Origin of the sequence: Thioalkalivibrio sp., from assembly GCF_041685615.1 — a bacterium.
GTDB lineage: Bacteria > Pseudomonadota > Gammaproteobacteria > Ectothiorhodospirales > Ectothiorhodospiraceae > Thioalkalivibrio.
Genome location: NZ_JAWLFK010000057.1, coordinates 1 through 11,736, shown reverse-complemented (window position 1 = coordinate 11,736; position 11,736 = coordinate 1). Strand labels below are relative to the sequence as shown.

General features: G+C 66.7%; 11 protein-coding genes. 5 read left to right on the top strand and 6 right to left on the bottom strand.

What is annotated here, in order from left to right:
• Positions 1–7 precede the first annotated feature (7 nt).
• Positions 8–1,150: a lipocalin-like domain-containing protein gene (locus ACESLR_RS10390; protein ID WP_373067282.1), complete on the top strand. Its 1,143-nt coding sequence runs from the start codon at positions 8–10 to the stop codon at positions 1,148–1,150.
• Positions 1,151–1,436: 286 nt separating this feature from the next.
• On the opposite strand, the gene ACESLR_RS10385 is transcribed toward ACESLR_RS10390, so the two are convergent.
• Positions 1,437–1,637: a PA3496 family putative envelope integrity protein gene (locus ACESLR_RS10385; RefSeq protein WP_373067277.1), complete on the bottom strand. Its 201-nt coding sequence runs from the start codon at positions 1,635–1,637 to the stop codon at positions 1,437–1,439.
• 216 nt (positions 1,638–1,853) lie between these two features.
• Here ACESLR_RS10385 and msrP point away from each other — a divergent pair, with 216 nt between their 5' ends.
• Together msrP and ACESLR_RS10375 are read left to right on the top strand one after the other, a co-directional pair.
• Positions 1,854–2,822 (top strand): protein-methionine-sulfoxide reductase catalytic subunit MsrP, encoded by a 969-nt coding sequence (msrP, locus tag ACESLR_RS10380; RefSeq protein WP_373025963.1) that lies wholly within the window; start codon positions 1,854–1,856, stop codon positions 2,820–2,822.
• Between the two features lie 12 nt (positions 2,823–2,834).
• Positions 2,835–3,479: a sulfite oxidase heme-binding subunit YedZ gene (locus ACESLR_RS10375; RefSeq protein ID WP_373025961.1), complete on the top strand. Its 645-nt coding sequence runs from the start codon at positions 2,835–2,837 to the stop codon at positions 3,477–3,479.
• Between the two features lie 163 nt (positions 3,480–3,642).
• Here ACESLR_RS10375 and argF read toward each other — a convergent pair whose 3' ends face one another.
• The 3 genes from argF to ACESLR_RS10360 all read right to left on the bottom strand — a co-directional run bounded on the left by argF (position 3,643) and on the right by ACESLR_RS10360 (position 6,449).
• Complete coding sequence (argF, locus tag ACESLR_RS10370; protein ID WP_373025960.1) at positions 3,643–4,572, bottom strand: ornithine carbamoyltransferase; 930 nt, start codon at positions 4,570–4,572, stop codon at positions 3,643–3,645.
• Entirely contained in the window at positions 4,569–5,765 is a 1,197-nt protein-coding gene (locus tag ACESLR_RS10365) for an acetylornithine transaminase (protein WP_373054692.1), read from the bottom strand. The genes argF and ACESLR_RS10365 overlap by 4 nt, the downstream gene beginning before the upstream one ends.
• A gap of 102 nt (positions 5,766–5,867) precedes the next feature.
• The gene (locus ACESLR_RS10360; protein WP_373025958.1) at positions 5,868–6,449 is read right to left on the bottom strand and encodes a superoxide dismutase; all 582 of its coding nucleotides are present in this window, start codon (positions 6,447–6,449) and stop codon (positions 5,868–5,870) included.
• A gap of 162 nt (positions 6,450–6,611) precedes the next feature.
• On the opposite strand from ACESLR_RS10360, the gene ACESLR_RS10355 reads away from it, so the two are divergent.
• Positions 6,612–8,120: an SLC13 family permease gene (locus ACESLR_RS10355; protein ID WP_373025957.1), complete on the top strand. Its 1,509-nt coding sequence runs from the start codon at positions 6,612–6,614 to the stop codon at positions 8,118–8,120.
• Positions 8,121–8,296: 176 nt separating this feature from the next.
• Complete coding sequence (locus tag ACESLR_RS10350) at positions 8,297–10,207, top strand: methyl-accepting chemotaxis protein (RefSeq protein ID WP_373025956.1); 1,911 nt, start codon at positions 8,297–8,299, stop codon at positions 10,205–10,207.
• A 134-nt stretch (positions 10,208–10,341) separates the two neighbouring features.
• On the opposite strand, the gene ACESLR_RS10345 is transcribed toward ACESLR_RS10350, so the two are convergent.
• On the bottom strand, positions 10,342–11,169 hold the full coding sequence (locus ACESLR_RS10345; RefSeq protein ID WP_373067271.1) for an amidohydrolase family protein: 828 nt from the start codon (positions 11,167–11,169) through the stop codon (positions 10,342–10,344).
• A gap of 29 nt (positions 11,170–11,198) precedes the next feature.
• Positions 11,199–11,633, bottom strand: a complete 435-nt coding sequence (locus ACESLR_RS10340) for a glutathione S-transferase N-terminal domain-containing protein (protein ID WP_373054766.1) — start codon at positions 11,631–11,633, stop codon at positions 11,199–11,201.
• Positions 11,634–11,736: the final 103 nt, after the last annotated feature.

Genomic DNA, 11,736 nt, shown 5'->3' with positions numbered 1-11,736 from the left:
GGGGAGTGTGGCGGTTCTGTTGGTGGGGTTGCTGGCCGCGTGCGGGGGTGGGGAGCCGCCGGAGACGGACGATTCGGGCGGTACCGGGCTTCGGGTGAGTGAGGCCCTGGGGGGCGAGGACACCACGGGCTTTCGCCGCGCCGATGTGCCGCGGGCGTTCGAGTTTCCGCGCGATCACGGGCCGCATCCGGGGTTTCGCAACGAGTGGTGGTACCTGACGGGGAATCTGGACGGGCCCGAAGGCGAGCGGTTCGGTTTTCACATGACGTTCTTCCGCGTGGGGCTCGCACCGGAACTGGCGGGCGATGCGGCCTGGCACGCGTCCGACTGGGCCAGCCCCGATCTGTGGATGGTGCATACCGCGGTGCTGGACCGTGACGCGGGGTTTCACGCATCCGAGGAGCGGTTCGTGCGCGATGGCGGGGGTCTGGCCGGAGCCACCGCGCCGGTGGGGCGTGTCTGGGCCGAAGACTGGGAACTGGCCGGGCTGGAGGGGGAGCCCTGGACGCTGCGCTTCACGGTCGCGGACTATGTGCTGTCTCTGGAACTGGAGCCGGCGCGCGAGCCGGTCTTGCAGGGCGAGGCCGGCCTGAGCCAGAAGGGGCCGGAGCCGGGCGATGCGTCCTATTACTACTCGATGCCGCGTATCGCGGTGGCGGGCGAGGTTCGCCGTGCCTCGGGGGTAGCGCTGGACGTGACCGGGCAGGCGTGGATGGACCGCGAATGGAGCACCAGTGCCCTGGCCGAGGATCAGGCGGGCTGGGACTGGTTCGCGCTGCAGCTGGATGACGGGCTGGACGTGATGTATTACCAGTTGCGCCGCCCCGATGGCACGCCGCATGAGCTATCGAAAGGTCGCTGGATGCCGGCGGATGTCGAGGATGACCCGCTGGAGCCGGAGCAGGTGCAGCTCGAACCCACCCGCTACGCCACCCAGCCGTCCGGCAACCGCTATCCGGTGGAATGGTCCATGCGTATCGAGCCTCCGGGTGGCGGGCCTGTGCGCGAGTGGACCGTGGTCGCGGTGCGCGAGGAGCAGGAGATGGACACGGTGGTCCGTTATTGGGAAGGGGCCGTGGATATCCTCGACGCGGATGGCGAGCCGGTCGGCCGGGGCTTCGTGGAGTTGACGGGGTACGAGGGCGACTAAGGCGTTTTCACCACAGACGACACGGAGAAAAGCCAGATCAAAAGCGATTAACAGGAAGACGCGAAGTCGGGAAGGGTTGTTGTGGGGTGCCCGGGGCCCCTGCGTGCGAGGGCGGATCCTGACGCCGGCGTCGCATCAAAGCGTATCGAAATCAAGTCTTCGGGTCTTCCAGTCTTCCTGTGAATGCTTTTTGAATTTGAAGTGGTTTTTCTCCGTGTCCTCTGTGCCCTCTGTGGTGCAACAGGGCTGCCTGCAGGAGAAGGGTGGCGCGAGGCCACCCCGAGGATCACCACTCGAGGGCTTCGTGGCTTGGGTCGAGGTCGAAGTCGTCCTGGAGGTGGGCGCGCAGGGCGCGCTCTTCCATCAGGCGTTCCAGGGTGCGGCGGGCGGCATGACGCGCCGGGCCGCGGTCGTTGACAAACTGGTTGTCGAACAGGCTGGCGATCTCGTCGGCGCCATCGGCCACGTCGTCGATCGTCGGATCCATTGTCGGGTCTCCTGACAAGCCGGCCGGGCCACCCCGGACTGCGGTATCAGAAAAGCCTTATATATCGTTCGGGCCGCGCCGCAAGCAGAAAATTCTTATCGTTCGCCGGTTCGCCTTATGAACATCGCGGGGCGAACTCGGGCGATCGCTGCTGGTCCATGGTGCACGAGTGGTAGCGCTTTCCGCTGCCGCCGAAATCCGTTGCGAGGGCAGGCCATGCTGATCCGCACCCGACGTCGTTCCGATTGTTCCCGCAGCGAGATCACCCCGCCGGAGGTTTATGCGCGACGGCGCGAATTCCTGCGGGCGGGGGTCGGGCTGGGTGCCGGTCTGGCACTCGGGGGGCTGGGCGCGGCGCTGCCGGCTTCCGCCGCACTGCGGGGGTACCCCCTGGAGTTCGAGTCCAGCGATTTCTCGACCGACGAGTCGAAGACCTCGTATGACGAGATCACCAGCTACAACAACTTCTTCGAGATGGGTCCGGGCAAGGGCGACCCCAAGACCTACGCCGATCAGCTGAAGACCGATCCGTGGACGATTACGGTGGACGGGCTGTGCGACAACCCGGGCGAGTACGCGGTAGAGGACTTCATCCGCCCGTGGTCGCTGGAGGAACGGATCTATCGCATGCGCTGTGTCGAGGGCTGGTCCATGGTGATCCCGTGGATCGGGTTCGAACTGAACCGCATCCTCGAGAAGGCCGAGCCGCGCGGCGATGCCCGCTATGTCGCCTTCGAAAGCATTTATGACCCGGACAACCTGCGCGGGCAGCGCCGGCGCGGCAGCGGCGGGCTGGAGTGGCCCTATACCGAAGGCCTGCGCCTGGACGAGGCGATGCATCCACTGACGATCCTGGCCGTGGGGCTGTACGACGAAGTGCTCCCGAACCAGAACGGCGCGCCGATCCGGCTGGTGGTGCCGTGGAAGTACGGCTTCAAGAGCATCAAGTCGATCCAGCACATCCGATTTGTCGAGGAGCAGCCGCCGACGCTGTGGAACCAGGCGCAGCCCGACGAGTACGGCTTCTACAGCAACGTAAACCCGGACGTGGACCACCCGCGCTGGTCGCAGCGCACCGAGCGCCGGATCGGGGAATTCCGCCGCCGGCGCACGGAGATGTTCAACGGCTATGGCGACGAGGTGGCGTCGCTGTACGAGGGCATGGACCTGCGCGAGCACTTCTGACGGGGTGATGGCATGACCGCCTCAACCCGTCGGGCCCGGGCCCGGCCGCCGCGCGGTATCTGGTGGGCGATGCTGCTGGTCTCGCTGCTCCCGGCCCTCTGGATCGGCCTGCGAACGCTGGGCGGATTCGGCGGGCTGGGCGTGAATCCGATCGAGAAGCTGCTGGAGCTTTCCGGAACGCACGCGATGATCGCGCTGCTGGTGGCGCTTTCGGTGACGCCGTTGCGGCAGATGACGGGGCTCGCCTGGATCGTGCGGCTGCGCCGGATGCTGGGGCTGGTCGCGTTCGGCTACGTAACCGCGCACGCCCTGGTCTGGCTGGGGCTGGATCTGTTCTTTGACTGGGAGCTGGTGCTCTACGACCTGACGGAACGTCCGTTCGTGATGGTCGGCTTTGCCGCATGGCTGATCCTGCTGGCGCTGACGCTCACCTCGACCGACGGCGCGCAGCGCTGGCTCAAGAAGAAATGGGTCTGGCTGCACCGCGGCGTCTACCTGGCCGGCGTGCTGGCGGTACTGCACTTTCTCTGGCTGTCCCGGGCCGACTACGCCGAGGTTGCCCTGTACGCGGCCATCCTCGCCTTTCTGCTTGGCTGGCGCATCGTCTACCGCTGGCGAACCCGCCGCCGCTTCCTCGCCCGCCGCGCCCCCGCCTGAAGGTCTAGGTCAAGGGCGTTTCACAGGAAGATGGAAGACAGGAAGGTTTTGATTGTGGGGGCCGAGATTTCGCCCACCGCGCGATGCTAGCCGCCGCGCCGGGGATGCCACCTCACCAATAACCCTTCCTAACTTCCCATCTTCCTGTTAACGCTTTTCGCCCTTAAGACGGCGGGTGGCCGGTGTTGAGGGTGATGAGGAATTCCAGCAGGGCCTTCTGGGCGTGCAGGCGGTTTTCGGCCTCGTCCCAGACGACGCTTTGCGGGCCTTCCAGGACGTCGGTGGAGACCTCTTCCTCGCGGTGCGCCGGCAGGCAGTGCATGAACAGGGCGTCGTCGTTGGCGAGCCGCATCAGGCCGGCATCGACGAAAAAGCCGGAGAAGGCCTGGCGCCGGGCGCTCTTTTCCTGTTCCTGGCCCATGCTGGCCCAGACGTCGGTGACGACCAGATCGGCCCCCTCGGTGGCGGCCCGGGCATCGCGAGTCAGTTCGAAGTGCTCGCGCGTGGTCTCGACCACGCTGGGGTCCGGGTCGTAGCCCTCCGGGCAGGCGGCGACCAGCTGGAAGTCCAGGAGGCGGGCGGCATACATGTAGCTGTGGCACATGTTGTTGCCATCGCCGATCCAGGCGACGCGCTTGCCGCGGATGTCGCCGCGGTGCTCGAAGTAGGTCTGCAGGTCGGCGAGCAGCTGGGCCGGGTGTTCCAGATCCGTCAGGCCGTTGATCACCGGAACCGAGGCGTGCTTGGCGAACAGCTCGATCTTCTCGTGCTCGTAGGTGCGGATCATCACGCAGTCGACCATGCGCGAGAGCACGCGGGCGGTGTCCTCGATCGGTTCGCCGCGGCCCAGCTGGGTATCGCGCGGGGACAGGAACAGGGCGTTGCCGCCCAACTGTTGCATGCCCACCTCGAACGACACGCGGGTGCGGGTGGAGGACTTCTCGAAGATCATGCCCAGCGTCTTGCCGCGCAGCAGGTCATCGTGGTGTTCGCCCGCCTTCAGTTGCTGCTTGAGCTCGATGGCGCGCTGCAGCAGAGCCCGGGTTTCGTCGCCGGAGAGGTCCAGGAACGAGAGGTAGTGGCGTGGATTCATGTGGAGACCTCGTTGGCTTGGGGGGATGCGAGGAAGGCATCCACCAGGGCGGCTACGGTGGTGGCGATCTGTTCCACCTGGTCGTCGTCGATGATCAGCGGCGGCAACAGGCGGATCACCCGGTCGGCGGTGACGTTCAGGATCAGGCCGCGCTCCAGGGCCGCCATCACCAGCTCGCCGGCCGGGCGGTCCAGCTCGACGCCGATCATCAGGCCACGGCCGCGCACGGCGATCACGCCCGCGTGCTCGGCCAGCCGGTCGCGCAGGCGGTTGCGCAGGAGTTCGCCCTGGCGGGCGGCCTGTTCACACAGCGCCTCGTCCTGCATGACGTCGAGCACGGCCAGTGCCGCCCGGCATACCAGCGGATTGCCGCCGAAGGTGGTGCCGTGCATGCCGGGGCTGAACAACTCCCGCGCCGCTCCGGCGACCAGGTTGGCCCCGATGGGGATGCCGTTGCCCAGGCCCTTGGCCAGGCTGATGACATCCGGGGTGATGCCCTCGTGCTGGAAGGCGAACCAGTAGCCCGTGCGGCCGATGCCGGCCTGGATCTCGTCCAGCATCAGCAGCCAGCCGTTCTGGTCGGCCAGCTCGCGCAGGCGTTGCAGGTATCCGGGCGGCGGCACGTGGACGCCGCCTTCGCCGGTGACCGGCTCCACCAGGATTGCGACGACGTCGGGATCAGTGGTCAGGGCTTCCACTGCTTCCGCATCGCCGTACGGTACATGCACGAAGCCGGACACCAGCGGCTCGAAGCCGGCACGGACCTTTGCGTTTCCGGTGGCGGAGAGCGTCGCCATGGTGCGGCCATGGAAGCTGCCCTCCATCACCACGATCTTCGGCTCGGCGATGCCGTGTGCGCGGCCGTGCAGGCGGGCCAGCTTGATGGCTGCCTCGTTGGCCTCGGCGCCCGAATTGCAGAAGAATGCGCGGTCCATGCCGGCCAGCTTGCACAGACGCCGCGCCAGCTGTTCCTGCAGCGGGATGCGGTAGAGGTTGGAGGTGTGCACCAGGGTGCTGGCCTGGTCACAGACGGCCTGGGCCACCTTGGGATGCGAATGCCCGAGGCCGCACACGGCAATGCCGGACAAGGCATCCAGATAGCGCTTGCCGTCGGTATCCCACAGCCAGGCGCCTTCGCCGCGCTCGAAGGCAACGGGCAGGCGCTTGTAGGTGTTCTGCAGGGCGTCGTTCATGGGGTTCTCCGAAACCAAAGAGCCGGCGGAGGACCGCCGGCTCGATGAAAGGCGCGGCCGCGTCATGCGGCCAAAGGCGCCTAGTTTAGTCCGCCTGGGACTTTACTTCATCTGCTGGGCCACAAAGTCCCAGTTGACCACGGCCCAGAAGTTCTCGAGGTACTTCGGCCGCGCGTTGCGGTAGTCGATGTAGTAGGCGTGTTCCCAGACATCGCAGGTCAGCAGCGGGGTCTTGCCGTCGCGCAGCGGATTGGCGGCGTTGGAGGTGTTCACGATCTCTACCGAGCCGTCATTATTCTGCACCAGCCAGGTCCAGCCGGAGCCGAAGTTGCCGACCGCCGATTCGTTGAACTTCTCCTTGAAGGCGTCGAACGAACCGAAGGCGCTGTTGATGGCATCGGCCAGCTTGCCGGAGGGCTCGCCGCCGGCATTCGGGGCCATGCAGTTGAAGTAGAAGGTGTGGTTCCAGACCTGGGCGCCGTTGTTGAAGATGCCGCCGGCCGGGGCCTTCCGGATGATGTCTTCCAGAGAGGCGTTTTCGAACTCGGAGCCCGGCAGCAGGCCGTTCAGCTTGGTCACGTAGGTCGCGTGGTGCTTGTCGTGATGGTATTCCAGTGTCTCGGCGGAGATGTGCGGCTCGAGCGCGTTCTTCGCATAGGGCAGATCGGGCAGTTCGTAGGCCATGAAAGACTCCTTGGACAGTGTCGTGAGAAACTGCAGCGGCGGCGCGCCCGGGGCGGGTTCGCCGCATAACGCGTCAACGATAGTCACGTTGTCCGGGCGATGCAATTCCCGATGATGCGGGTTGGTTTTGACCGGGCTGTGTCGAGCTGAAAAAAGAGGCCCATGGCGGATACCGACGACACGGGAAGGCAGCGGGATGCGGATGCGGGAAAGGCCGACCCGGTCAACTGGCGCGGGCGCATCGGTCTGTTCCTGGGTCCGGCGATCTTCGTGGTCTTCCTGCTGTGGCCGGTGCCGGCCGGGTTGGATCCGGCGGCGTGGCACGTGCTGGGCCTGACGCTGTTCATGGCCACCTGGTGGATCAGCGAGGCGTTGCCGTTGCCGGTGACGGCGCTGCTGCCGATTGCGATCCTGCCACTGCTCGGCATCGTCTCGATGGACGAGGCGACCGCTCCCTACGCGAACCCGATCATCTTCCTGTTCATGGGCGGCTTCGCCATCGCCCTGGCCGTGCAGCGCTGGGATCTTCACCGGCGCATGGCCCTGGCGATCGTGGCGCGCTCCGGGAATCGCCTGCACACCCTGGTGGGGGCCTTCATGCTGGCCACGGCCGGGCTGTCGATGTGGGTCAGCAATACCGCGACCGCGGCGCTGATGCTGCCGATCGCGCTGTCCGTGCTGGGCCTGATCGAACGCGGCGCGTTCGGGCAGCGCCCGGGGATGACGGCGGAGGCCCGCCGGCCCGCGCTGGCCCTGCTGCTGGGCATTGCCTTTGCGGCAAACATCGGCGGCATGGCCACCATCATCGGGTCCCCGCCGAACGCCCTGACCGCGGCCTATCTGGGGGATCGTCACGGCATGGAGATCGGTTTTCTGGAGTGGATGACCCTGGGGCTGCCACTCGCGGCGATGCTGCTGGTGCTGGCCTGGTGGCTGCTGACCCGCTGGGTATTTCCGGTCCACCGGGTGGAACTGAGTGGGTTGCGCGCGCTGCTGGACGAACAGCGCGCGACCGTCGGGCGCTGGTCGCAGGCGGAGAAGCGGGTGGCCGCGGTATTCCTGCTGGTGGCGCTGGCCTGGCTGACCCGGCCGCTGCTGGAGGCCTGGTTGCCGGTGACGCTCACCGATGCCGGCATCGCGATCCTGGGGGCGGGGCTCTTGTTCCTGATCCCGTCGGGTTCGGGCGAACAGCGGCGACTGCTGGCCTGGGACAATACGCGCGAGCTGCCCTGGGGCGTCCTGCTGCTGGTCGGGGGTGGGCTCAGCCTGGGCGCGGCTATCGAATCCAGTGGGCTGGCGGAGCTGGCGGCGGATGCCCTGGTGGTCGCGCAGGCCTGGCCCCTGATCCTGGTCATGGCCGGCGTGGCGCTGTTGACCATGACGCTGAGCCACGTGACCAGCAACACGGCCACGGCCGCGACGCTCCTGCCGCTGGTCACCGCGTTTGCCATGCGCATGGATGTGCCGGTCCTGATGCTGGCGCTGCCGGTGGCCTTCGCGGCCTCGGTCGCGTTCATGTTGCCGGTGGCCACGCCGCCCAATGCGATCGTGTTCGCCAGCAACCGCCTGCGGGTGCTGGACATGGTGCGGGGCGGGGCGCTGCTCTCGGTGGCGGCGCTCGTTCTGGTCAGCCTCGTGGTGTACGTCTTTGCCGAGGCCTTGTTGCTGTAGGGGGCGCCGGGGCCGCGCGTGCCCGTGGCGCTCCGGACGTTTGTCCCCTGCGATCCTGTGGCGAAGCCAATCCCTGGATGCTCAAGTTTTAGGATTCGCCGCCGCTAGGAGAGGCGAGCGGGCTTATTTACGATTGCAATGCCGGCACCGACCGGCGCAGGAAAGGACGCGCAGAGATGTTTGACAATATCCGGATTGGCGTACGGCTCATGGCGGGCATCATCGGCGTGGTGATCCTCGCCGTGGCGCTGACCCTGGTCGTGGTGATGAATGCCCTGGGCACGATGGCGGATCGTGCGGAGGAACGCGAGCTGAACCATCTGGCCGAAAAGCTGCTCGATCGGCTGGACCAGGAAGCGGCACGCGCCACGGCGATGGCCGAGACCGTTGCTCGCATTCCCGATGTCCAGGAGGCGCTGGCCACGGGTGATCGCGAACGCCTGGCCGCAATGACCGTGCCCGGCTTCGAGACCCTGAGCACCGATTACGGCGTGCGCCAGTACCAGTTCCATACACCGCCGGCGACCTCCTTCCTGCGGGTGCATCGTCCGGACCGTTTCGATGACGACCTTTCCGGTTTCCGTCAGACCGTCGTGGATACCAACGAGGACCAGACACCGATCTCGGGTCTCGAAGAGGGGGTCGCTGGCCTCGGCATCCGCGGGGTAGTCCCGATTGGTTTCGAGGGCGAGCATGTCGGCTCGGTCGAGTTTGGCCTGTCGTTTGGCGATCCCTTCTTCGAGCAGTTCACCGAGGAAAAGGGCACGCCGGTTGCGCTGTACCTGCGCGACGATGGTCAGTTCAGCCGTTTCGGCGGAACCATCGAAGGGGATGCGACCTTCAGCGCCGAAGAGATGCGCCAGGTGCTCGACGGCGAGCACCTGGTTCGCAACGTGACCTACCAAGGCACGCCGATGGCGGCGATTGCCCGGCCGGTCCGGGATTTTTCCGGCGATGCGGTGGGCGTGCTGGAATTGAAGGTGGATCGCAGCACCTTTGTCGCCATGACCCGCAATGCCACGGGTACGGTCGTGATCGTGGGCGTGATCGCCGTGGTCCTGGGCGCGCTGCTGGCCTGGTTCGTGACACGCAGCATCGTGCGCCCGCTGCGTCAGACGGTGGACCGTCTGGATGACATCGCCAGTGGCGAGGGTGACCTGACCCGCCAGCTGGAGGTTTCCGGAAGGAATGAGCTGGGCGACCTGTCGCTGGCCTTCAACCGCTTCGTCGAGAAGATCCGTGTACTGATCCAGCAGGTGGCGGCCGGTTCCGACCAGGTGGCGGCCGCGGCCAACGAGCTGTCCGCGACCAGCGAGGAGACCAACGAGCAGGTGCGCCGCCAGAAGGCCGAGACCGACCAGGTGGCCACCGCGATGAACGAGATGACCGCCACGGTCCAGGAAGTCGCGCGCAACGCGGCGGACGCGGCGGCGGCCGCCCAGACCACGGATCAGGACGCGACTGCCGGTCAGCAGGTGGTGCAGAAGACGGTCACCGCGATCAATGGCCTGTCCACTCAGGTCGATGGTGCCGCCGAGGTGGTCAGTCGCCTGTCGCAGGATGCCGAGGAGATCAACAAGGTCCTGGAGGTGATCGGGGATATCGCCGATCAGACCAACCTGCTTGCGCTGAACGCCGCGATCGAGGCCGCTCGTGCCGGCGAGCAGGGCCGTGGCTTCGCCGTGGTGGCGGACGAGGTCCGGACGCTGGCGAGCCGTACGCAGGACTCGACCCACGAGATTCAGCAGATGATCGAGCGGGTTCAGAACGGCACGCGCGAGGCGGTGCAGGCCATGGAGGACGGCCGGGCCAAGGCACACGAGAGCGTCGAGCAGGTGAATCTGGCCGGGGAGTCGCTCAACGCGATTACCCAGTCGGTGAACCGAATCAGCGACATGAACACCCAGATCGCCAGCGCCGCGGAGGAGCAGTCCACCGTGGCCGAGGAGATCAACCGCAACGTGGCCAATATCACCGAGGTACTGGACCAGACCGCGTCCGGTTCCGAGCAGATCCGCAACGCGGCGGAGGAGCTGTCCAAGCTCGCCTCCGAGCAGCAGGAGCGTGTGGGCCAGTTCAAGGTCTGATCGACGCGCCGACGGAGTCGGGCCCGCCTCCCCCTCCTGCCCCGCGCGTGCGATCATTATCCACGCCCCCTGTTTCCTGCGCGACAGCGCGTCGTCCCCGGACGGGGCGCCAACTTCGTGGTGAATTAAGGCCCTTACTGAGCGGGAAAGAGCCGTTCGCCGTTTTCGAAGGCGATGGCGCGGGCGACGCCCTCGGGGAGCTGGGTCAGCCAGGCCCGCGTCTCGTCCTTCAGGCGGGTGTACTCTTCCCAGCGCGTGGCGGTGAAGGTATCCACCCCAATCATGAAGCGGTCGGGGTGGGTCAGGAACAGCTCGAACCAGTCGTCGTCGATCTGCCCGTCGGGGTTGATGCGCGGATTGCGCATGGAGAGGTCCATGTTCATCCGGGGATGGCGCTCGAGGTAGTCCTGCACCAGGGGCGGGTAGGCGTAGCTGCCGGCGTGGGCCCAGAGGATGCGTACATCGGGGTGGGTGGCGTAGGCATGATCGATCACGGCCGGGTCGCCGTGGATCATGACCGTCAGATCGCGGGCGACCGCCAGGTCCAGTAACTGTTCAAGGCCGGGCCCGAAGCGGTCGTCCGCGAGGATGTGAAACTCGCCCAGCCCGTGCCATTCCACCTCGGATTCATCGAGCATGCGGGTGATGCGCTCGCCGAGGTCCTCGACGTGCATCCAGTCCATCTTCTTGCCCAGGCGCTGGGAGACCTCCAGGAACGGGACAATACGGGTCTCGGAGCCGGCCTGGAGGCGGCGGATCGGACCGTCCTCGGTGGACATGACGATGGCGCCGCGGACCTCGTTGGAGGCGAGGGTGCGGGCGACGTCGCTGATGCCGAAGTGCTCGCTCACCGCCGGACGGTAGTGCAGGTGGGCATCGAAGATCGGTGGCTCGGCGCTGGTGGCCGCGCAAGGCAGCGTCAGCAAGAGCGCAACCAGGGAACGACGGACGGGATGGTGCATGGCCGAAGCCCTCCAAAAGGCGGTCCGCGTCAGGAGCGCGGCGACACGTCGGTCGCGGGTGCCTGCCCGGCCTGTTCCGGGTCGAAGCGTCCGCGCAGGTAGCGGATGATCGCGTCGGACTCGTACAGCCAGCGCACCGTCCCGTCGTCTTCCTCGATGCGCAGGCAGGGCACCTGGAGGCGCCCGCCCTCGTTTTGCAGCTCCTCGCGCCAGGGCCCGGCGGCCTGGGCATTGCGCAGTTCGATGTCCAGCGACAGGCGCTGCATCGCGCGCCGTGCCTTGATGCAGAACGGGCAGGCGGGAAAGTGGTAAAGCGCCATCGCGCGGGTTTGTTCGTCGACGCGGGCCTGTTCGGCCGGGTCGCGCTCGATGCCGCGCGGGCGCGAGACGCGTTCCCCGATCAGCATGAACGGGGTGAGAATCAGGCGCACGCCGCGGAAGAAGGTTCGAATCAGGAATCGCATCCTGAAAGCATGCCACAGGAGCCCGATGCCGTTACAGCATCCTGGTAACCCGCGGCGTTAGTCATGCCGGGGTCAAGGACGTTTTTCACCACGAAGTTGGCGC